The 23,584-nt window shown below is 45.7% G+C and carries 18 protein-coding genes; 8 read left to right on the top strand and 10 right to left on the bottom strand.

Annotated elements, in window-relative coordinates:
* Window positions 1-2: 2 nt before the first annotated feature.
* The 6 genes from FN831_RS14465 to FN831_RS14440 all read right to left on the bottom strand — a co-directional run bounded on the left by FN831_RS14465 (window position 3) and on the right by FN831_RS14440 (window position 13,897).
* A complete protein-coding gene (locus FN831_RS14465) occupies window positions 3-776 on the bottom strand; it encodes an alpha/beta fold hydrolase (protein WP_142528904.1) in 774 nt (257 codons plus the stop codon).
* Window positions 767-1,066, bottom strand: coding sequence for an acyl carrier protein (locus FN831_RS14460; RefSeq protein ID WP_142528903.1), 300 nt, complete (start codon window positions 1,064-1,066; stop codon window positions 767-769). The genes FN831_RS14465 and FN831_RS14460 overlap by 10 nt, the downstream gene beginning before the upstream one ends.
* Window positions 1,051-5,292 (bottom strand): type I polyketide synthase, encoded by a 4,242-nt coding sequence (locus FN831_RS14455; RefSeq protein WP_246101525.1) that lies wholly within the window; start codon window positions 5,290-5,292, stop codon window positions 1,051-1,053. The genes FN831_RS14460 and FN831_RS14455 overlap by 16 nt, the downstream gene beginning before the upstream one ends.
* A 23-nt stretch (window positions 5,293-5,315) precedes the next feature.
* The gene (locus FN831_RS14450) at window positions 5,316-12,317 is read right to left on the bottom strand and encodes a type I polyketide synthase (protein WP_142528901.1); all 7,002 of its coding nucleotides are present in this window, start codon (window positions 12,315-12,317) and stop codon (window positions 5,316-5,318) included.
* A 635-nt stretch (window positions 12,318-12,952) separates the two neighbouring features.
* Entirely contained in the window at window positions 12,953-13,372 is a 420-nt protein-coding gene (locus FN831_RS14445) for a VOC family protein (protein ID WP_142528900.1), read from the bottom strand.
* 120 nt (window positions 13,373-13,492) lie between these two features.
* Window positions 13,493-13,897, bottom strand: coding sequence for a type IX secretion system membrane protein PorP/SprF (locus FN831_RS14440; protein ID WP_185960486.1), 405 nt, complete (start codon window positions 13,895-13,897; stop codon window positions 13,493-13,495).
* Between the two features lie 153 nt (window positions 13,898-14,050).
* On the opposite strand from FN831_RS14440, the gene FN831_RS14435 reads away from it, so the two are divergent.
* Window positions 14,051-14,584 carry an SRPBCC family protein gene (locus FN831_RS14435; RefSeq protein WP_142528898.1) on the top strand — a complete coding sequence of 178 codons (534 nt, stop codon included), beginning with the start codon at window positions 14,051-14,053 and terminating at the stop codon, window positions 14,582-14,584.
* Window positions 14,585-14,617: 33 nt separating this feature from the next.
* Complete coding sequence (locus FN831_RS14430; protein ID WP_142528897.1) at window positions 14,618-14,995, top strand: cupin domain-containing protein; 378 nt, start codon at window positions 14,618-14,620, stop codon at window positions 14,993-14,995.
* Window positions 14,996-15,008: 13 nt separating this feature from the next.
* On the opposite strand, the gene FN831_RS14425 is transcribed toward FN831_RS14430, so the two are convergent.
* Complete coding sequence (locus FN831_RS14425) at window positions 15,009-16,127, bottom strand: bile acid:sodium symporter family protein (RefSeq protein WP_142528896.1); 1,119 nt, start codon at window positions 16,125-16,127, stop codon at window positions 15,009-15,011.
* A gap of 22 nt (window positions 16,128-16,149) precedes the next feature.
* Complete coding sequence (locus tag FN831_RS14420; protein WP_142528895.1) at window positions 16,150-17,361, bottom strand: aminotransferase class V-fold PLP-dependent enzyme; 1,212 nt, start codon at window positions 17,359-17,361, stop codon at window positions 16,150-16,152.
* A gap of 197 nt (window positions 17,362-17,558) precedes the next feature.
* On the opposite strand from FN831_RS14420, the gene FN831_RS14415 reads away from it, so the two are divergent.
* The 6 genes from FN831_RS14415 (at window position 17,559) to FN831_RS14390 (ending at window position 21,948) form a co-directional block, all read left to right on the top strand.
* Window positions 17,559-18,080, top strand: coding sequence for a GNAT family N-acetyltransferase (locus FN831_RS14415; RefSeq protein ID WP_142528894.1), 522 nt, complete (start codon window positions 17,559-17,561; stop codon window positions 18,078-18,080).
* 20 nt (window positions 18,081-18,100) lie between these two features.
* Window positions 18,101-19,027 carry a ketopantoate reductase family protein gene (locus FN831_RS14410; protein ID WP_142528893.1) on the top strand — a complete coding sequence of 309 codons (927 nt, stop codon included), beginning with the start codon at window positions 18,101-18,103 and terminating at the stop codon, window positions 19,025-19,027.
* A 75-nt stretch (window positions 19,028-19,102) separates the two neighbouring features.
* Window positions 19,103-19,723: a hypothetical protein gene (locus FN831_RS14405; protein ID WP_142528892.1), complete on the top strand. Its 621-nt coding sequence runs from the start codon at window positions 19,103-19,105 to the stop codon at window positions 19,721-19,723.
* A complete protein-coding gene (locus FN831_RS14400) occupies window positions 19,720-20,022 on the top strand; it encodes a winged helix-turn-helix domain-containing protein (protein ID WP_142528891.1) in 303 nt (100 codons plus the stop codon). The genes FN831_RS14405 and FN831_RS14400 overlap by 4 nt, the downstream gene beginning before the upstream one ends.
* Before the next feature lie 57 nt (window positions 20,023-20,079).
* On the top strand, window positions 20,080-21,453 hold the full coding sequence (gene creD, locus FN831_RS14395) for a cell envelope integrity protein CreD (protein ID WP_142528890.1): 1,374 nt from the start codon (window positions 20,080-20,082) through the stop codon (window positions 21,451-21,453).
* A 285-nt stretch (window positions 21,454-21,738) separates the two neighbouring features.
* Entirely contained in the window at window positions 21,739-21,948 is a 210-nt protein-coding gene (locus FN831_RS14390; protein ID WP_142528889.1) for a hypothetical protein, read from the top strand.
* On the opposite strand, the gene FN831_RS14385 is transcribed toward FN831_RS14390, so the two are convergent.
* The gene (locus FN831_RS14385) at window positions 21,949-22,788 is read right to left on the bottom strand and encodes a transglutaminase-like domain-containing protein (RefSeq protein ID WP_142528888.1); all 840 of its coding nucleotides are present in this window, start codon (window positions 22,786-22,788) and stop codon (window positions 21,949-21,951) included. It abuts the gene before it with no gap.
* Complete coding sequence (locus FN831_RS14380) at window positions 22,785-23,528, bottom strand: peptidase (protein ID WP_142528887.1); 744 nt, start codon at window positions 23,526-23,528, stop codon at window positions 22,785-22,787. The genes FN831_RS14385 and FN831_RS14380 overlap by 4 nt, the downstream gene beginning before the upstream one ends.
* Between the last annotated feature and the right edge of the window lie 56 nt (window positions 23,529-23,584).

Raw genomic sequence — 23,584 nt, 5'->3', positions numbered from 1 at the left:
TGTTATGAGTAAGTTTGCGCCATTTGATTTTTAAAAAACATCTCCATCATATTCCCTATTCTTTCCGGTTCCTGCAAAGGGATATCATGGTCGCCATTCAGTGCAAAGAGTGCGGCACTGCTGATTTTTTCTTTCAGGTTTTCCCCGGCCTCCAGGCAGGGCGAATAGGATCCGTAGAGCAGAAGGGTCTCTTGTTTGATCTGTGCAATTTCAGTATCAATAAAGAAATCACTTTCCTGCATGAAATCCCTTTTGATCGTGGTTTCATGAAATAAATGCTCGTACAAACGGTGTTTACGATCCATCTGTCGGTTCCCGAATTTCCTTTGATTTGGGCCGTTCAGATAATGCTCCAGGGATTCCCTGCTGTAGGCATCCATTACCAGCCTGATTTTGTCGTCATTGGGATTGGGAGCTTCGATCAGCACCAGCTTTTTAATGCGCTGCGGAAAACGGGTAGCCATTTTAAGGCAGATCAGGCCTCCAAAACTATATCCGGCCAGATATGCCGAAGCAATATGAAGATATTCCATCAAATGGACCAGATCATCTGTAAGGCTGTTCAGGTCGTAACCACTGCTGATTTTCTCGCTCATGCCATGACTTTTTAAATCATACATCACTACATGAAAATGCCTGGCTAAAATCGGGGCAATCCTGAAATAGTAGATAGACAGGTTGCTGCACATTCCATGCACAAGCAAAATCGTTTCGGGTGCTGCCGTATTTAGTTCCTGAATATGGACATCCCTGTTATTTACTTTGATTATTGGCATTCCTCAATAAAGTTTACGATCATCCCCAGCTTTAATCCGATCAGCTCATCGATATCCATATTGGATAGCCAGCCGGTAAAATCTATTTTATCTCCAAAATGTGCCTTTATTTTCTCTGAAAAAGCGACGATCTCGATGCTGTCCATTTCAAGGTCTTTATTAAAAGAGCTGTCCATTGAAATGTCCATTTCTTCAACAAATTCTTCGCCTATTACTTCAGTAATAAACTGTTTCAGAAGATTGAAGATCTCATTACTGTTTAGTTTTCCTGCGGTTACGATTGTGTCCATCCGATGATATAATTATTATGTTTAATTGTTTGTATGAAAATGTCATTGATCAGGAGCTCTTCGCCCCTGATCAGGCTGATAACGTAGGCTTTGGGATTGCCCTGCAGCCCTTTCCCAAGGTATTTGCCATAGGCTTCTTTGGCTACCCAGAAACGGGTGGCCCATTCATCCAGGTTGTGGTCTTTCAGCAGGTCGCGTTCGCTCTCTGAGAACACAAGCTCATAGAACCCTTCGCTCCGCTCTTCGATACGTTCGATATCAATGCCTGCGGGGCGGTCGTACTGTGCAATGGCTACAGCATCTGTGCCTTTGTGGGCAATTGAAATGTGGATTCCTTTTGTCATCTCTCCATGCAGATATGGCCGGTGCTGTTCATCAGACCGCACTTCAAATGCAATGGGGTACCAAGCTTCTTTTTTAGTTTTGGTAAGGAGCCGCCTGACGGCATCTTTTACAGCAATCCTGCTGATCATCCACTCCTTTTTTTTATTTGGCGCCAGAGATTCATAGTAGGCTTTCTCTGTTTGTCCGAAATACCGCCTGAGCACAAAATTCCAGGAAACTACCCTGCTGTAAGCATGATGGAACATCATGATACCGGGCGCGATTTCTTCTGACAGATAGTTGTTTAAAGGCGACATAGATACCCGCCATAAAGGTTCATCAATACCCATCCTTCTGTTCTGCCAGCCGGTGATGACTGCCCAAACTTCCTGATTGCGCCTGATGAGGAAGTTGGCCGTGGCATATTCATCGTTCAGTTCTGTCAGCTGGCATGTGCATTCAAAGTCGCCCTGCTGATCAGCCATGTCGGCAAAAAAAGCGATCTCCTGTATTTTAACCGGAAAAGCAATGCGGTCATGCGGAAGGCTGAGCTGCAGCCAGAGGCCAAAAAGCTGACCTGCATTGTCCAGCAGGGAGCCTTTGCCTTTACCGCCTTCGATAACTCCCGTGATTCCTTTATCTCCTACGGCAATCAGTTTTTTTATCCCCTGATAGGCAGGGCCGTGGAACATATGTTCTTCATAAACCTGCTGCGGGCTGCGCAGGATATTGAGCAACTTACCGGTACTGAAAAGCATGACCGGCGGATTTGCCGCTGTGCCTCCGAGGCGCACGTCTGCCTCGGCAAAGCGTTCGAGGTTAAGATGTACGGTGTCCTGATTTTTCCATTCTCCCATGATGGTCTCTGTGAAGGGGCTGGCAACATTCATCCATTGAAAAACTTTCATGTTCATGATTTTCCGGACCCGCTCAGCCGGTGCCTGTTCGGCTGCCGCTTCAGCAAAGAGCTCAAAGATCATTGTCATGGGAATAACGGGGTCCATGTCCTCTACACAGGTCCATCCTGCAGGCTGCCTCATCAGGCAATGGTCTAACAGGTAGGGGCTGTTGGCCAGTGATATATCTAATTTTTTTGTAAAAGGGCGCCTTGACGGGCCAGGTGATTCTGGCGCTGAGGTTACCGGACTGGCCCCTCTGTTCTGAAATGCCTGGATCAGTTCTGACTGGATTTCTGCCATTTCTGCAATATTCTGGTTAAATGCCTGCATAAGGGAATGTCCTGCAGGCACTGAAGCCAGTACAGGGGATGAGGCCAGTTTCCTGAGCGCAGGAAAATCATCAATTAGGGGCAGTCCAAGCTGCAGCTTCATGCCCTTTGTGGATAAGGGAACATGTTTCTCATATCCCATGATTTTCATATTTACAGTTTTGCCTTCTGTGAACAATGCGGCCAGTACACGCTGTAACTGGGCTATGCCCGGGCGCAGCGGACTGGCAGAAGAAACAGTACTGATTTTTCTGCCGCGCAGCGTATCGTCTACAAAACCTGTCAATCCGCCGGAGCCTACCTGAATAAACACCCTTGCGCCCTCATCATATAGCCTTTCAGTAAGCTCCCTGAACCGCACAGGTTTAATCAGGTGCTCTATGTTGAGCTTCAAAATCGCTTCGATATCCTCAGGATAACGTTCGAGGGTAGTGGCAGACCATAAGGGAAACTCAGCCCTGTTAAACGTTAACCTGCTCATCCCGCCAAGGATTTCATCCAGCCGGCCGGCAATAAAGGGGGAATGAAAGCCCGACTGAAACGGTAGTATCTGATGGAAGATCTGCTGGCGTTTCAGAATTGGAAGCAGCTCTTCAATTGCAGCATTGCTCCCGCACAGGATGATTTGCTGCGGACAATTATCATTGCTGAGATACAAATCGGCAATCTGCAGCATAAAGGGCTGCAGCTGACTGATCCCGGCACCTACGGCGATAAACCTGGAGTCTTTTAACTCATAGGAATCCGGGTTAAGGCTGTTGAACAACTTAAGCATGGAAGACTCCTCTACCAGTCCAGACGAGCGTGATGCCAGCCATTCGCCAAGACTATGCCCCGCCAGCATATCAGGCAGTACGCCCAGTTTTTTGAGTGCCGTGTCCAGAATCGCGCTTTGATTAAAGATTTTTAAAGCATCATTTAGTAATCCATCTGTCCTGACAATATTTTCCTGAAGGATATTAAAATATGCTGCTACACTGTCGGTTTCTGCTCCAGCCAGGCCATCCAGGCCGGGAAATACAAATGCAATTTTGCCCTCTCCTTGCAAAAGCGGTTCATTGGTAAACCAGATATCCTGTTTATTACGCCAGGGAATATCTTTGGCGGCAATCTTCATGGCTTTTCTGAGCCGCTCCGTTGTGGGGTCAAAGACAGCAATCCTGTACACACCTTCACCAGGTTCATCGAAATGATGTCCCTGTGCTGCCTGCTCCAGCGCACCGGTCAATGCCTCAAGGCTATGGCGGGCAAGCAGTAAAACCTGATCAGTTTTAATCTCCTCCGGCTTTTGGTCATATCCTTCCAGTACGGCATGCGCATTGATACCGCCAAACCCGAAGGCATTTACTCCGGCTAGACGTGGCAATCCGGATAAATACCAGTCGCGCGCTTCCCTTACGGCCTCAAATCTTGTGGTCCCCATCTGGGCAACCGGCGTTTCGCAATGCAGCGTTGGGGGAATGATATTATGGTATAAGGCCAGCGCGGTTTTGATTAATCCCGCGATGCCACATGCAGGCATAGCATGCCCGATATTTGATTTTACTGTACCTATTCCTGCTTTGGGCAGCGCGGTATCATTGCCAAAAAACTGAGCCAGGGTTTCAAGCTCCGTCTGGTCGCCCAGCCTTGTTCCGGTGCCATGTGCTTCGATGTAGCCGATATCGGCCCGGCTGGTCCCTGCCTTTTCCCAGGCCATCTGCATTGCGGTAAGCTGTCCTTTTACCGAAGGGCTCATTACGCTGGTACCGCTGCCGTCACTGCTTACGCCAGTGCCTTTGATCACCGCATAGATCCTGTCGCCCGCCTCAACAGCATCTTCCAGACGTTTCAGCACGACAAAACCACAGCCTTCACCGATCAGCAGCCCATCTGCATTTTCATCAAAGGGAGTAATCTTTCCTTTTCTGGATAAAGCTCCGAGCTGGTTAAATATACTCCAGAAGGCCGCGTTCTGGCCCACATGGACTCCTCCGGCAACTACCATGTCGCAGCGGTTGCTGTTCAGCTCCTGCACGGCATGGTCTACAGCCAGCAGTGAACTGGCGCAGGCGGCGTCAAGCGTATAGGCTGCGCCCCCCAGGTTTAGCCTGTTCGCTACCAGAGAGGCTACCAGATTGGGAATAAGCCCCATTGCAGTGTCTGGGCCAAAACGTCCTTTGCGCAGCTGAAATTCTTTTTTAACCTTATCCAGATCTGCTGCCGCAAGCTGCGGCAGCAGATCTTTTAATACGTTTACGATCTGTTCACCAGTCCTTACAATTTCAATGGCACGCGTAGCTCCAGGCCCGGCATAATTTCCCTTGCCGATAATGATCCCTGTTTTATTCAGCGGGGTGTTTTTTTCAAACACGCCTGCGTCTTCAAGTGCTTTATGCACCAGGCCCAGGGTAATCAGGTGATCGGGCTCGGTGCCTTCCACTGCCAGCGGCAAAATGCCAAACTGTGCAGCATTGAACGTCATCTCGGGGATAAAACCGCCCCGGTTACAGTAAAACCGGTCTACCCCCTCAGCGCCCGGGTCAAAATGTACCTGATCAATCCTGTCAGCAGGAACATTCTGTATACTGTCTACCTGATTGATGATATTCCGCCAGAAAGTTTCTACATCCCCTGCACCGGGAAATACGCATGACATGCCAACGATGGCCACATCTGTTTTCTTCTTGGACAACTTGTTTGTCATAGATGATGAAGCTACCATTGATTACCTGCCATGATCAGTACCTGGCTTTCTTTACCATACTTCAGTTCATCAACAAATTTTTCCATTCCTTCCTGCAGCGGGATCAGGGCAATTCCCCTGCGCTCATATTCCTTCTCCAGCGTAGCGGAAACCATTCCGGCGCCTTTCCATGGCCCCCAGTTGATGGCCATCACTTTTCCGCTGATTTTTTCTTTCAGTGCCCAGGCATACCTGTCCATCACACTGTTTGCAGCTGCATAATCGGTCTGGCCCCGGTTACCGTACACGGAGGCAATACTGGAAAAAAATATCATGAACTGCGTTTCGGGCCTCAGCTGTTCTGCCAATACCCGGAGGGGAGTAACTTTGGTATCGAACACCCTTTGAAATGATTCCACACTTTTAGCATGGAACAGTTTATCTTCAAGCAAACCGGCCCCATGGATCACGCCGTCTAGTCTGCCATATTCTTCATATATTCCGGTAATCAGCCGGCTGAGCTCCTCTTCATCCCGCAGGTCCAGCGAAACATAGGAAACCGCCGAGCCGCTCTTCTGCAGCGAGCTGATAGTTTCAAGAATCTGGTTAGCTTTATCTATCCGGTTGGTTTCACGCTCTATATCCGCAGGCTTCCTGAGCTCGCCCTGCCTGATCAGGTAATCTCTGATTTCGTCCTTTGTTTTGAGGGAAGAAAACTGTTCCTGGCCATTGGCACGCGGATCAGAAGAGCGGCCTACCAGGATATAACGGCAGGGATAATCCTTTGCCAGGTGCATAACCAGGTTAGAGGTGATCCCCTGTCCGCCGCCCAAAACGAGTACAACCGCATCTTTGCCGAGCTCAACAGGAGCATCGCCGGTAGACAGTTCAGATGGGACCAGTTCTATAGTATGTCTCACATTTCCCTGGTAAACTACTTCTGCCGGTTGATCAGGGTTCAGGATTTCGTTCAGCGTAATTGCGGCAATATCCGCTGCTGAAAGCTTTTCTTTTAAACTGATGATCCTGCATTTTGTGTTTTCATATTCTTTGTCGAGGCTTTTGAATAAGCCTGCATAACCCTGAAAACGCCTCAGCAGGCCGGGGTCTGAGCTTGCATCTACCGTGCTTTGTGTATCAGAAACAAAATACACCCATTTGAACTGGTCAAAATCAAGGGCTTTGATCATTTCAATATAGTCGATCATACCACGCTGATGTTCTTCATTAAACAGGTTGAGGATAATCAATCCCTGGTAACCTTTCAGGTCTTCAGCAGCGGGCACCAGATCAGCAGTAACACCATGTTCTTCAAAAAGGCTTTTGATAGCCCTGGCACCGGCTCCCTGTTCTCCGGTGATGGCAAACCGGCTGTCTTTCAATGCCGCAGTGTTTTGGTCTCCCAGCGCCGACTGCTTTAGCTCAAACCGCAGCCTGTACAGCTGTTCGGCGGCCGGAGTACTTTCCTCAATGATCTTTTTTGCAGCTGTTACAGGTTCAAAACTTTCTGCTTCAATTTTTGCGATCAGGCTCACCAGGCCGCTTAAGGTTTTAATCGCCGCAAGCTTTTCCATAAGATCTTCGGTATCATTATCCGCTATACGGAACCCGACTTTCTCTTTCATTTCTGAAATGATCTCCATCCGCTTGATCGAATCAATGCTCAGGTCTGCCTCCATATCCAGGTCCATCCCCAGCATTTCCTGTGGATAACCGGTTTTTTCACTTACGGTATGCAGTAAAGCCGACTGGATATCCTCAACACTGAACCTGTGGGGATCTACTTTTACCGTGATCTCTGTTTGTTCCGCAGCTGCTGGTCCGCCTGCCGAAACTGCATTTTCATTAATCCAGCCCAGCAGCCCGCTTAAAGTTTTAATGCCTGAAAGCTGTTCCATAAATGCATCTTCGGTGGTGTCCGACTGGTTAAAGCCGCCGAGTGCCGTGCGCAGGGTGCCTATGATTTCCATCCTTTTAATGGAATCGATGCTAAGATCTGCTTCGAGGTCCATCTCCATGCCCAGCATTTCCTGAGGGTAACCAGTTTTATCGCTGACGATCTGCAGCAATATCTCGTTGACGTCCAGATGGATCACCGGCGCCTGAAAAGCTATTTCTATATGCTGCGCAGCAGGTTCTTTGAGCACCAGTTCGGGTGCCTGCAGCGGCTGACTGAAATGCTGCGGAAAATCCATTGGCCTTGCGGCAGGTACATGTTGTCCGAGAAACTGCAGCATCACATCCCGCTGCGCCTGGATCATCATTTTCATGCTGTTCAGATATTCCTGCATCATCAGCTCTGTACCATGGGCAGTTACACTTACCTGTTCTGTTTTCGTTTCGTTGATTTTCATTTTTACTGGTTCTACAATAGGTGGGGCACCGTATGATGGCAGCGCCCCTACCGAGGGGTAAGCATGTTGTCCGTTCACGAGCCATATGGCAGGGCTCTTTTTATATTTGGCAGTATCGTCCAGATCGAGCAGCACGCAATCGCGGCCCTCAAAGAGCCTGGCGAGTTTTATCGTTCTGCCCGAGGCCAGGTACGAAGCAATCGTACAGAGCAGGTGCGACATTTTATGGGTTCCCTGATCTTCGGTATGCAGCAGCAACTCGTCTTTGCCCAAACACGCTTTGGTTAGCGTGCTCAGTACTTTTCCGGGACCAACCTCGATGAATACCCGGGCACCATCTTCATACATCTGCATGATCTGATCTGCAAATTTTACCGGTTGTACCAGGTGGCTGCACAATCTTTCCTTCACTGCATCGGCCTGTTCAGGATATAATGTTGCCGTGGTATTTGACCAGACCGGCAGCGACAGCTGATTAAAGGAGACACCTTTCAGTACTTCCTGGTAAAGCTCGCTGGACTTTGCTACCAGCGGGCTGTGGAATGCACAGGCTACTTCAAGCGGCCTGAACGATATTCTGGAAGTTTTTAGCAGTTCGCCAAGTTTTTTTATTGCTGCCGTAGTGCCCGCAAATACAATCTGTGATGGCGAATTGTAGTTTACCGCATACACATTCTCCCAGCCTTCAATCAGTCTGAAGATATCTTCTTTGGGAGAGTTCACTGCGATCATTGCACCGGGATCTTCGCCCGTTACGGCCCCTAAAATGGCGGCAGCCCTCTGCTCGCTCAGCGGTACCAGCTGATCTTCTGCAAAGGCACCGGCAAAACATAAAGCCGGCAGTTCGCCGTAGCTGTGCCCGGCAACCATATCAGGCTCAATGCCCAGCTCTCTTAAAAAATTAGCCAGTGCGAGATCTACCATGCCCAGTAATGGCTGTGCCATGCGGGTATCTTTAATTTTCTCTTTCTGGGCTTTTAAGGCAGCGTCCTCAAATACAGCGTTGGGAAAAAGTACTTTCTCATAATCAGGGTATCTGCTCAGCAGCCTGCGCATAGCGGGGAAGATGACAAACAGATCACGGGCCATGTTGATGCGCTGGCTGCCCTGACCGGGAAACATAAAGGCCACCTTGCCATCTCTTCTTTTGGTAATAAAGGTATCATGGCTCTCCACGCCTGACAATGCGAGGTCAATCTTCATGCTCAGGTCTTCGGCACTGCTGGCCACAATCGTGAGCTGGATCTCTGAGTTGCCGCTGAGCGCCAAACTGTAAGCGATATTTTTTAAATCTATACTGTCATTTTCTTCGAGCAGTGCCTTCACCCTGCTCAGTCTGATCCTGGCCTCGTCATAGGTGCTGCCTTTAAAAACAAACAGCTCTGCCGGCCAGGATTTGATCACAGGATGCTCCGCAGAAACCACGTGGCTGCTTTCAATTACGGCATGAAAATTTGTCCCTCCAAAACCAAAGGCGCTTACGCCGGCTTTCCGGTCATCGTCCATCCACAGGCCTGCCGCAGTATGAAAAGCAAAAGGACTGGTTGAGGGATTGTAATAGTCGTTGGGAACCTTAAGGTTAATGGTGGGCGGTCTGATCCCATAGTATGCCGATAAACTGGCCTTGATCAGTCCGGCCAGACCTGCAGCGCATTTGGTATGCCCAATCTGTGTTTTCACAGAGCCGAGGTAGGTCTGACCGGCAGTGGCGCCCGATTGATTGAGCATATCGGTTAATGCGCTGAGTTCAGTTCTGTCACCTACCACAGTACCCGTCCCGTGGGCTTCAACCAGTCCCAGTGCCGACGGCGAAATTCCTGCTTGCGCATACGCACGTTCCAGCGCCTTTACCTGTCCGGACTTGCGGGGAGCAGTTAAGCCCAGGCTTTTCCCGTCACTGGAACCGCCGATCCCCTGGATCACGGAATAAATGGTGTCCCCATCCCTCAGGGCATCTTCATGTCTTTTCAGTACTACTATCGCGATACCTTCGCCAAGGGCGATCCCGTCGGCACCTGCATCAAATGTAGCGCATTTTCCTTTGCGCGACAATGCATGTGTGCTGGAGAACATCAGATAGTCGTTGATGCCATTGTGCAGATCTGCACCGCCGGTTAGGACCATATCCGATTTGCCTGACACCAGTTCCTGGCATGCCAGGTCCAGTGCCGCCAGGGAGGATGCACAGGCGGCATCTACCGTAAAGTTACGCCCGCCCAGGTTGAGCCTGTTGGTAATGCGCCCCGAAATCACATTTGCCAGGATTCCCGGAAAAGAATCTTCGGTCATTCTTGGGAGCGACTGGTCAAGTTCTGCGGGCATTTCACCAAATACCTGCTTGGTATAACACCTGTAACTATAGCTGTTCGCCAGGTCATTTCCACCTTCTGCACCGATAATTACCGATACGTTCTCGGCATTGAAGCCGCCATCCTGATAACCAGCCTTTTCAAGGGCTCTTTTCGCGACCAGCAAAGTCAGTAACTGCGTGGGCTCTATGGCAGCCAGTGATTTTGGAGGTATGCCAAATTCCAGCGGATCAAAGTCGATCAGCGGAATAAAGCCTCCCCATTTGGAATGCGACATATCGCCATCGGCTGATTCAGGATTGTAGTACAAGGATTTGTTCCAGCGTTCGTCAGGCACTTCGGTAATTGAATCTGCTCCCAGCACGATGTTACGCCAGTATTCATCAATATTCTTTGCGCCCGGAAAAATGCATTCCATTCCAATAATGGCAACATTCAGGGATTTATCCCTCGCGCCTGGGATTGGCAATAATGCCGCGTTTTCGATATAACTGTAATTACCTTCGGCTACATCTCTGTGCAAATCCTGTATCGAAATAATTGTATTGCAGATCGCAGCGACCTGTCCGATCATATACATGCCCAGCTGCAGTTGTTCTTCATCCGCTATGTTTTTAAGCTCATCGCCCCTGCGTTCTATTCCTTTTGCCGCGATGCGAAGCCGTCCTACATTGAGGGTTTCCAGTTGCGCCCAGATCTCTTTTTTGTCTATCCCCTGCCTGCTGAGTTTTTCTTTTTCGAGGTTGAAAAATTCGGCAAAAGGCGATTTGAGGCACCTGGTTTCGTGACCGGGGGCCGTCTCAAGCAATACAGTATCACTGGCCTGCATTGCCTGTTCCTGGAACCTGGCCAGGATAGCGCCGGTAGATACCGCTTCTTCCGTATACAGGTACGAGGTGCCCATCAGCACGCCCACCTTAATCCCCCTGGCGGCAAGCGGGGCAACCATTACGGCTATAAATGAAGCAGAGCGTGCATCATGGATCCCGCCTGCAAAAAAAACGCTGATCTCTTCGGGATGGTCTTCAAGCAATAAACGTTCGATTTGTTTTTCCCATAGTACCATACCGGATAAGGGGCCAACATGCCCGCCGCATTCCCGGCCTTCAAATACGAACCTGCGGGCACCCTCTTTTAAAAACATATCCAGCAGGGATACCGAAGGAACATGCAGGAACGTTTTGATCCCCAGTTTTTCAAGAGATTTTGCCTGTGAAGGGCGACCGCCTGCAATGAGTACAACCGGCGGCATGGCTTCTTTTATATATTCCATCTGCTCCTCGCGCAATTCCTGCGGTGCAAATCCAAGAATCCCTACTCCCCAGGTCTTATTGCCCGCCAGCGTTTTCGTTTCGTGGATCAGGTCTCTCGCGCGTCCACCTTTTAACAGGGAAAGTGCAATGAATGGTAATGCGCCCGCAGCCGCCACAGCATCTGCAAAGGGGGCCACGTCGCTCACACGCGTCATTGGCCCCTGGGCAATTGGAAAAGTGATATTCAGATCTTTCGCCAGGGCATTTCCCGGACTGATAATGTTCAGTGCCTTTGCCTGTTTCAGATGTCCTTGCACCGATTCATGAATGGCCGGAATAAGCCTGTCAAGTTTCTTATAACGGCTTACAAGGTCTGTCGCAATGGCAATATCTTGCCCCAATGGCATATAGCTGTTCTCCAGGTCAAAATCATGAAGGTAGTTTTCGATATCTTTTTCAGTAGCCTGGCTATCGATTGCCGGCGAATTTGGCCGTACCAATACCCGAAAATCACCAAAGAGCCGGGTTTCGTTCCCGCTTAGCTTCTCACATGCCTGCCTAACGGCTGACGGTGTGCCCGCTTCCGGGAAAAGCGCCAGCTGGCTGTCCAGCACTACCCCCCTGGCACCTAATGCCATTACTGCCGCAGCAGTGTGTATGCCCACCCCGCCCTGTACATAAACATCGATATCTTTTACTGCTACAATAATGCGCTGGAAGAGTACAAAGGAAGATTCATATCCTACTTTACCGGCACCTTCATTACCCTTCACAACAATTGCCCCCGCTCCGGCAGCCATGGCCTGCATGGCTTCATCGAGGGTATGTACCTGATAAAATAATTTCATGTTCTCGCGGGTATTCACTTTTAATCCCCATGGTAAAACAATCATACTGACCTGTGCAGGCAGCGGAACATCCTGACAGTAACCCGAAACCATACAAACCCCAAATTCGCCTGAATGGACTGAAGAGAGTTGCGTTAGTGCACTGACAGCAGTGGCATGGTCTCTACCCAAATGAAGTACAGGAAAGGCTTTAGCATTAGATAACTGGAGAGCGAGATTTACATCAGGCATTTCAAACGGAGTAATCCCGACTATAGTGGCAGCTTTCATATCGATAATTAATAGTTGTTTCTTTCAAATAATCACATAAAAAAGTTAAATTATATCAATTCATAGTTATATAACTGACTATATAAATGTCTAAACTCTATATAGTTTTATCTTAATTGTCATTAACTGATATAAAGCTATCGATTTATAATTAAATCTTTAAATGATTTTTTTTAGTCTCATAAATTTTACAATTACCTAGTAAATAAACATTTACTTGTTTAAACGACTTAAAACAGCGCTAAAACAATGAACAAAATGAATAGCGTCATTTATATCTTTTTAAAACGTTTTTCTGTATCAATTCTTAATGTTCAATTAACATTAATATAAAAGAAATTTAAACTCAAATTATTGTGTTCATTTTTATTCATTATTATTCATTTTAAAAAATAATTTCTTTACATCAAAAAATTGACACGCCATAGAATTTAAACTCAGAAAATCGGTGAAAGCTTCTTTAGACAGAGGGGCAGAACCTGGAATAAAAAAAACAGTAAACTACTATAGATGAACTTTTAAGGAAAGCAACGTACAAAAAATTGCAGTTGTCATAGATAAAAAAAATGCCCCGCCCGCATACAGCAGACAGGGCATTAATAGTTAACCACAAAGAAACAGATAAGATTTTCGAGCTAGTGTTCAGTATTCTGATCGAAATTCAGCAACCATCGTACACCGAATTTGTCTGTAAACATACCAAATAAGGCTCCCCAAAACTCAACTTTTAAAGGATGGATGTCGCTTGCGCCGGCAGAAAGCTTATCAAAATAACCCCTGATCTCCGTCTCACTGCTGCAATTTAAAGACAGCGCTGTAGCATTGCCCCTTAATAGTTCTGTTTGCATCAGCATATCCGATGCCATCAGCAGTAGATTGTCCTTTTTGAGCTCAGCATGCATAATTGCACCTGGTTTTGCTTCAGCGCATTCTCCTTCTGCCGGAGAACCTTCAACTTTATTGAGCATGAGTTCTCCGCCCAGGCATTCTTTATAGAAGTTCATCGCTTCGGCACAATTACCATCAAAGGTGAGGTATACATTAATTTGTGTCATATCTTTAGAATTTGGTTAATTTATCTTTAGCTAAGGTAAGCGGGCCGCAGTTGCGGGATGATGCCCGCACCAGTCAAGTTTAGGGGGCATACGCGACAATTGCAGGCGCGGTCCCGTCTGCTAAATCTTTATACCAAATCCTATTTCAAAACTTCCATTGTTGTTTTCATTCAATCCAGAGGTATTGACATTGTATAAGCCGTTAATCATATATTTATTGAGGTAATTTACACCGATACCAAAGGTGGCAATATCGTTACTATGGTAGAGGGCACTGAGAAAAAACTGCCTTCCGCCCAAAGACAACTGCCCCCCGGCATCCCAGACATTAGCCGTTTTATCCACCCCCCGGTAAGCAACCAAAGGTGTAAAATCAGTATTGCCTGCGGCAGAAAGGTAGATCCGATAAGATACCGCAGTATAGAACAGCTCCCTTCCATCTGATTCTACTACATCCTTCTTAAAGAATTGTTTGAGATTAAGGATGGAGCCCTGCAAGGCAAGGCTTCCCGACGTATATGCCAACAAAATATTAAATCATTGTTATTAAATTAAAGTATTGTCATAAAGTGATAAAGTAAAATGGCGCATACCACCTTATAAGTTGACGTATTCACACCCTATTGGCAAATACTCCAAATGGTAAATTTGCATAATCAGCTCTCTAAACCTAACCAAATGAATATCATTGTTAAAATCCTGATTGTACTGCTGGTCATCATCGCCATCCCCCTGATCCTTGCGCTGTTCATCAAAAAAGAATATCATGTAGAAAGACAAATCACGATCAACCGGCCCCGGAAAGCGGTATTCGATTATATCAGGTTCCTTAACAACCAGGAACATTACAGCAAATGGGTAATGATGGACCCGAACATGAAAAAGACGCTGACAGGAACGGACGGCACCGTTGGCTTCACATATGCCTGGGATGGAAATAAAGCAGCCGGAAAAGGAGAGCAGGAAATCATAAATATCAATGAAGGAGAAGGAATCGATGTGCAGGTACGTTTTATCAGACCCTTTGAGGGTATTGCATACACGCCTATCACTACTTATTTTATTTCACCTTCTCAGACCCCGTTGAAATGGGAAATGAAGGGAACGAGTCCTTACCCCCTCAATTTTACTAACCTGTTTGTGGATAATATGCTGGGAAAAGACCTTGAGAGCAGCCTTAGTACCCTAAAGGGCATTCTGGAAAAACAATAATGACAACGGAAAACCGTAATTTGCTCCCGGATTATGGAAGAACACAATACTTCGTCTCTAAAGGCGATCAGGCTTTACAATAGCAGCGAAACAGAATGTGCCTTTGAAACAGGTATAATAGCAACACAGATCAAAATTGACGTCAGCTATTTCTTTGGCCAGACAAAGGTAGATGACTATGAGAAGGTCCCTCACCCTGCCCCGCGCAAACAATATGTGGTTACGCTTAAAGGCAAACTCAGGTTTAAAGTATCTGATGGTTCAACGTTTATTGTAGAGCCGGGAATTATACTGATCGCCGAAGATACCCTCGGTGCCGGGCACAGCTGGGAAATCATTGACGGCGACCAGTGGGAGCGCATTTACATCCCACTGAACGCCGGTAACGACAATCATTTCACTAAAGATTAATAAGGTACCGGGATTAAGTTACCGGTACAATTTCTTCTTCTGTAATCTCTTCATCTGTAATCGGCTTGCGGTGCCAGTATGATGCAAGGATCGAACCCGTTACATTCATCAATGGACCGAACACGGCAGGCGCAAGACCTACTGTAGCCATTTTACCCATCTCCTTCGCCAGCCCGGATGCAAGTCCTCCGTTCTGCATACCCACCTCAATGGCCATGGTACGGCAGTCACGTTCCTTCATTTTGAATAAACGGCCCGACCAGTAGCCCAGCGTATAGCCCAGAAGGTTGTGGATCAATACCAGCAAAATCAGTTTAAAACCAATATCGAGCAGACTGTCATGACCTGCAGCGGTTATGATCACAATGATAAATGCAATTCCCGACATGGATATTAATGGCATGATCGTTTCCATCCATTTGTCCCTGCCTTTCAGGATCTTGTTTACAATCAGTCCGGCAGCAATCGGGATAATCACCATTTTAGTAATATCCAGCATCATGTGGCTCACATCTATCTTGATGAAGGCTCCGGCAAGCAGTTTCATCAGGAGTGGCGTCAATAGCGGTGCCAGCAGCGTAGAAACAGCGGTAATCGTAATTGAAAGCGCCAGATTTGCTTTTGCAAGATACGAAATCACATTTGACGCCATTCCATTTGGAGAGCATCCGATGAGGATAATTCCCGCAGCGATCTCCGGAGTAAAGCCACTGATATTGGCCAGTGTAAATCCAAGCAGTGGCATAATCAGAAAATGGCTGAATACACCAATAAAAACCCCTTTAGGCATTTTTACCACCCCCACAAAATCGCGGACGCTCATTGAAGTCCCCATTCCAAACATAATCAGCTGGATCAGTGGCGTAATCAGGACCGCAAATTTGAAACCGTTATATTCAACAAAATAAGAGGGATAGTAAAGTGCTGTGGTTACCGCAGCGAAGATGATGACAGTATATGCAAAACCTTTCAGTGTCGGGAAACCCCTGAAGCCGATGGCCAGCAGGATAAAAAAAGCAATCATAACTGGTCCTGCCTGAGCAAGACCAGTTGTAAAGAATAGTACAATTATTGTAATTACACACAAAGCCGCCAAACCCAGGGACAGCTTGTAGATGTTGAATTTGTTCACAGTAAAATTTGGTTAGATAATTTTAAACAGCCTTCGATAATACTTCCTTCACGCGGTTAACCACAATGTCAACCTCCTCAGGCTTCAACAACACGATACCCACATGCAGCGCATTTTTATTACCGTTGATCACGATGCTTGGTGTACCATCCTTCAGCGCGGTTTTTACATCTTCACCAGTGACTTTAATTTTTGATTGATCCCATGTTACCTCTAATCCCGGAAAAGCATTTGCCGGTCCCGGGCTGATTACAGTTTTAGACTTCACCGTTGGCACAGCTTCCAGGGCTTTGTTCATGCGAGCAGCACGGTCCAGCCAATCCTGCCATTCCTTTTTATGATCTCTTTCGATATAAGATTTGATGGCGGCATACATACCGAACATTTCTTCTTTATTTACCTTCATCGGTCTGCCGATAGGTGCTTCATTAGGGCTGTGGTTTGCTCGTGCTGCTTCGATCAGGTCTTTACGTCCAAACAATACACCGGCACTCTGAGGGCCTCTCATCATTTTTCCGCCAGAAAATGTAACCAGGTCAAAACCTATTTTCTGGAACCTGAACAGGTTCTCTACCGGAGGAACATCAGCGGCTGCATCAATAAATGAAGGAACTTTATGTTTTTTTGACAGTTCTACAAATTTTTCGTGACTGATCGGGTTTTTCCCCACTTCACCTGCATTGAAAAACAAAGCCATAACTGTATTTGCATTGAAAGCTTTATCCATTTCTTCTGCTCCTTCCACTTCAACGAATTTTGCCCCGGTAGTGGTAATCGCCTGGTCAAATAAATAACGGTGCGACTTCTGGATGATCACTTCAGGGCGTTCGCCAACAAAGTTTGGAAGTATTTTGATTTTTTTTGCATCTAAACCAGTGATACATGCTGCTGTACCCAGTAACATTGCACAAGCTGCGCCGGATGTAACCATTGCCGCCTCAACATGAAGCATTTCGGCAATCTTAGCTCCTACTTTATCCTGCAGTTCGTACATATTTGCAAAATGGTGACTGGTAGAGTTAATGGCATCCATTACTTCGGGCAGCATTAATGATCCTGATAAAAAGGTCATCGTAGCAGCCGCATTAATAACAGGTGTTACACCCAGCTCTTTAAAAAAATCACGTGTCGGTGCTGCTGGCTTTTCTGCTGCAAATGCAGATAATCCACTGCCGATAATACCTCCTGCCAGGGGCAGGGCTGCTAAACTTTTAACAAGTTCTCTTCTTTTCATATTATTATTAATAAAATTCAGGCTGGTTCATGGTAAAGACACTTAAATCTCACAATCAGACTAACTAAATTTACGAAATTCCAAAATAAAAGAAAGAATTCAATTTAACTGATAATATTCCAACTCAAAAATCCCCACTATAGGTGGTTATCCCAGGATAAAAAACAAAGTACTTTTGCATTTAAATTTATAACATCATGGCTATTAGCAATGCAACAATCGACGATGTACAAGAACTTAAAATTTTGGTAAACGACTGTTACCGTGGAAACAAATCAAAACAAGGCTGGACAACTGAAGCTTATATACTGGATGGAGCAAGAACCGATGAGCAAATGCTGGCTGATCAGATCAATACCCCTAACGCCGCAATTCTCAAGTATACAGACAATAAAACCAATCAGATTATTGGAGCCATTTATCATCAAATACAGGATGACAAATTATATGTGGGCATGTTAAGTGTATCCGCAGAGGTACAGGGAAAAGGCATTGGAAGAGCTCTGCTGGATCATGCTGAAGGTTACGGCCGTCAGCACAACTGCAAAGCCCTGATAGGAACGGTCATAGGCCGCCGTTCGGAACTGATAGAATGGTACATACGCTATGGATTTAAATACACCGGAAATAAGATGCCTTTCCCGGAGGATCCAAGACTTGGTATACCTAAAGTACCTCTGGAATTACTTGAAATTGAAAAAGAAATCGCAATCAGATAAGCATTTCATACATTTACCAGATGTCGGTAAAAACTATCAATAATGTATACGTAGTTGGTCTTGGAGCTTTAGGGGGCATGTACGCTTCCAAACTCCAGGACCTTAATCCCGGTATCGTTAAGATTATCGCAGATCTGCCAAGGATTGAGAAGTACAGGAACTCCGGCTTCAACGTTAATGGCACAGCGCGTGCATTCGAATATATCAGTCCGGGAGATCAGGTGCCATTTGCCGACCTGATCGTTATTACGGTAAAATTTCATGCGTTAAGCCAGGCGATACAGGATATCAAACCTTTTGTGGGGCCAGGCACGCTGGTCATCTCTTTGCTCAACGGGATCGGCAGCGAAGAGCTGATTGCAGCGGAGATCGGCAGCGAGCATCTTCTGCATGCCTATGCAGTTGGCATGGATGCCATGCGTGAAGGCACAACACTCAGTTACTCCAAAATAGGCAGAATTGTGTTTGGCGACAAAGAGAATGGCAATACCAGCGCAAAAGTACTGGCACTGAAGGATCTTTTTGAGCGCTCCGGCATCCCCTTTCTTGCCCCCGACAATATTGAACGGGCATTATGGACCAAGTTTATGATGAATGTGGGCATCAATCAGGCATCTACCATCCTTAAAGCTTCCTATGGAGAATTTCAGCACCATACGCCCGCAAGGGAACTGATGATTATGGCCGCCCGTGAAGTATTAAATCTTTCGCAGTTTTATGGGGTAAACCTTAAAGAAGAAGATATCACCGATTTCATAAAAATCATTGAAACGCTGTCAGCAGATGGCAAAACCTCGATGCTGCAGGATATAGAAGCAGAACGAAAAACTGAGGTAGAAATATTTGCCGGAGCGGTGATCGCGATGGGAAAATTACATCAGATACCTACCCCCGTTAACGAAACCTTTTACCAGATCATTAAATTTATGGAACTCTCCGCCGGTTAGGTTGCCTCATTTGCAGAAAGTTCTTGGATTATTGAAGATTTATATTTTACTTTGAATTTCAAAGTTCTTTCAATAATGCAGGAAAAAGACATCTACAACGAACTCAGTTCTATCAGGAACCTGATGGAACGCTCAACAAGGTTTATCTCCCTGAGTGGCCTATCAGGAGTTATGGCCGGTATTTATGCGCTGATTGGCGCATATATCGGATATCAGCTGGTTTATGGAGATTCCGGCGACCTGGATTACAGGCTGCATATGCTGAACGAAACGCAAATTTTATGGCAGTTATTTTTTGTGGCGGCAGCCGTATTGTTTTTTTCTTTGCTCACCTGTATCTGGCTTACGGTAAGACAAGCACGTAAAAAAGGAGAACACTTCTGGAACCCGGTGAGCAAACGCTTGTTCTTTAGCATGCTGATACCTCTCCTCACAGGTGGCCTTTTTATGTTGATCCTGTTATATCAGGGACAGTACGGGATCATTGCGCCAGCTTCTCTGATCTTTTACGGACTATCGTTGATTTCGGGGAGCCAGTACACCTTTACAGATGTAAAGTGGCTCGGCTGCTGTGAGATTATACTTGGCCTCCTTGCTGCCATGTTTCCAGGCTATGGAATCATCTTCTGGACAATTGGATTTGGCCTGCTGCATATTTTATATGGTTCCATTATGCATTTTAAATACAACCAGTGAACATCTCTCTAGAACAATTTGATAAAGCTTTTGAAAACCGGATACGGTTGCAGATCATGAGCGTGCTGGTAGCCAATGACGAATATGATTTCAATTCCCTGAAAGAATTATTGAATGTTACTGACGGCAACCTTGCGTCCCATTTAAAAGCTTTGGAAAAAGAAGAATATATCACCGTAAACAAAAGCTTCTTAGGCAGAAAACCCAATACCCGGTATGCAGCCTCGGATACAGGCCGCTTTGCATTCAAAAAACACCTGCAGGCACTCGAAAATTTAATTAAACAACAACATAAATAATTTTTTTTACGTCTACACTTTGAAACACAAAGTACTTTCAGCTAAACAAAAGAAAAAATGGACAATCAACAAACATCACCCGTAACTGCTGCCATGAACTGGTTCGGAGAATCAGTACTGTTAAAACTAGGATTTATAGGATTTATCACGCTCGTACTGCTGATCCCATCCAGCCTGATCCAGGATCTGATCAAAGAACGGCAAAACAGGCAAATTGAAGTGACCAATGAAATATCAGATAAATGGTCTGGCAAACAGCTGGTAGAAGGGCCTGTACTGGTGATCCCCTATCAGACGATGAAGAGCGAGAGGGATGCCGCGACAGGAAAAACAACCTACACTCCCCTGCTAACAAATATTTACATCCTGCCCGAAGTGCTGAACATTATGAGCCATGTAGATCCTGAAATATTGCACCGAGGAATATTCGACGCAGTGGTATATAATACAAGGATCAGGGTAAGCGGTAAATTCAGTGCCCTGGAATTAGCCAAATCAGGTATAAACCCAGCCATGGTACAGTGGGAAAAAGCAAAGGCAGTAATCGGGCTCAGCGATCTCAAAGGATTAAAGAACAACCCCGCGATAAAAATTGACCGTACTGTTCATGCGCTTGAACCCGACTTTGGTTCGGTAAACATTTTTACCAATAACCTGGTCACACTTCCGGATCTGAGCGCAGAAAAAAGCACCGCCCTGGATTTCAGCTTTGAGCTCGACCTGCGGGGAAGCTCGGAACTAACTTTTCAGCATTTGGGAAAAAGCACTAATGTTACGGTAGAAGGAAAGTGGAACAATCCAAGTTTTACCGGCCGTTATTTGCCGGAAAAAAGAAAGATCTCTGCCAAAAGTTTTACCGCAAGCTGGAAAATGGCGCATTTTAACAGGACATTGCCACAGCAGTGGACGGCAGAAAACACCAGGCTCAATACTGCCGGTAGCGATACCACTTTTGGCATAAAATTTATCCCGGGCGTAGATCAGTATCAAAAAACCATGCGCTGCGTAAAATACTCAACCCTGATTATTCTGCTAACTTTTATATCCCTGCTCTTTTCAGAACTGATGCTGAAGAGAAAAGTACATTTTCTTCAATACATCCTGATTGGGGCGGCAATGGTCATCTATTATACCCTGTTGCTTTCTTTCAGTGAGCAGGTTGGCTTTGATGCTGCCTATTTCATTGCCTCTGTTGCAACTATCGGACTGATTGGTTTATTCATCGCAGCATTGCTCAGGAGCACAAAACCGGCAATAATGTTTGGAGGAATACTCACGGTTTTTTACGGATTTATCTATGTGATCATCCAGCTGCAGGATCTGGCATTGATTTTTGGAAGCGTAGGGCTGTTTATCATTATCTCTGTAACTATGTACCTGTCGGCAAAAATCGACTGGAACAAAAAGGAAATTTCTGAATTACCACGATAATCAGAGCTAAATTGCTGAAGGCTGTATATCAGTCCTTCAGCAATTTTTTGAAAAAACTGCAAAATTCTATATTTAAATATAACCAGTTTCATTATTGTGCAGCTAATACATTTATTTACCAAAACAATAACGACAAAATAGTTCTTTTATTAATAATAATTACTAACTTTAATTATCGCAAATGAAAATAATTGTAATTACTTAAATTAATTTAGAAAAGTAGCAAAAACGTTAAACCAGAAATAGCAATTTTACGTAATACCTTTTAGACCAGCACCTACAGCTATGAAAATATTAAGAAACCGGCACCTTGTTAAGGTGCGTATGATACCGATGCATGCTATATCTTCAGATTATTTTAATAAAGTGCGTGAGTTAAATTCAGATGAGAAAAGCAGATTATTGAAGCAGGGTTTTGAAGATGGTTACGACAGATGCCTGAGAGATCTCGGAATAGAAGAAAAAGATCATCCCAGGGGCAGGCGCGAAGCCTGATTAAATATATGAGTAACCCTGTGCAGTAGTATCAAAGTCGAGCTCTTCGAACACAGGGTTTAGTGAGGCTGTACTGACACTCATATTCACAAATTGCAGGTTCCCGAAAATACTGGCGAATGCTGTATCCACTGCATCAACACCAGTGGCTATTTTTATCAGGCCGTTCAGGGGCGCCAGTTTTGTGGCATCGATCACTACCCAGTGACCGCCCAGGTAAGCTTCAAAGCAGGCATGAAAATCCTGAGGAGTAAGATGATAGGCATATCCTGTAAAATATCGCGCAGGAATTGTAAGTGCACGGCAAAGCGCAACACCTAAATGCGCAAAATCACGGCATACACCTATCTGTTCGGTGATCGTATCATAAGCCGAGGTCTGCGCAGTAGTAAATCCCCCATATTGAACATTCGTATATATCCAGTCGCGGATAGCCATCACCTTTTGATAAGCATGCTGATGACTGCCGAACTGGTGGTAGGCAAACCTGTATAACCTGTCCGACTGGCAATACCTGCTGGGATTGAGATAATTAAGAGCAGAGGCGGGCATTAAACTGATCGGCACATCATCCAGCCGCTCAGCAGGGATAATTCTGAATTCATTTTCAACTATAGCCTTATAAGTGATGCTGACATCACCGGCTTCCGGTATTTCGATAATCTTAAACCTCTTCTCTCCTGAAATGGAATTCAGTTCTTTCATCTTCAGCAAAGGATCTGTAGTAAAAGATTCATCGAGCACTACCTGTTTTGCAGATCTGAAGGGCTGTATATTTAAAATCAGTGTTGATGCCGATAAAGCTTTGTAGGCTACACTTGCCGATACCTCAAATTTCATATTTCGTTTTCATTAGATGCGTGCATTTTGCTAAAGGCAGTGTCCATCCAGTTGGTCGGGATTTTTTCCAGCGCTGTTTTCAGTTCCTCCGCCCATTGCTCTGAGATATTCTCAAGATCTTTCTTTGTGTAACGCTGCTCGATCATCTCAAAACTATTGTTCTGATACAGCACAACGTCAATAGGGAAATCAACATCATTGGCACTTACCCGTGTAGAGTCAAAAGAGAGAAAACCGCTTTTCAATGCCAGGTGCATGCTCGAATCATTGGTCAGTGTCCTGTTGAGTATTGCCTTACCATGGCCTGAATTCCCCACGATTACAAAAGGTGCTCCCTGCCCCAGTTCAACCCAGTTTCCCTCAGGGTACAGTAAAAACAGTTTATGCTCTTCATCATCCTTCAGTTGTCCGCCAATGATTGTATTGAGGTTAAATTTAAAACCTGATGCTTCGAGCGACTCTCTGTCTTCTCTTGCAACACGCTTTACCTGCTCGCCAAAGTCATTGACGGCTTTGTACAATTTATTATGTTCAATGCCCTCATCTATCCGCTCTTTAAAATATAAGACTGCCTTGTCCCTCACCGACCTTAGTCCGCTTGTCATGATAAAGAGAGAGTACTTATCCTTTTGATATAAATATATTTTCTTTTTTTCAGTGGTATCTGTACCCGAAGTGACCCTTGTATCCGCAATTGCGACCAACCCATCTTTAACTTTTATTCCTAAACAATATGTCATTTTATCCCTTTCTATTAAATATCAGGCTAAATATATCGATCAGCCCGAAATAAAAT

Origin of the sequence: Pedobacter westerhofensis, assembly GCF_900182595.1 — a bacterium.
Lineage (GTDB): Bacteria > Bacteroidota > Bacteroidia > Sphingobacteriales > Sphingobacteriaceae > Pedobacter > Pedobacter westerhofensis.
The sequence above is the reverse complement of the archived record's forward strand: the minus strand, read 5'-3'. Positions and strand labels throughout refer to the sequence as shown.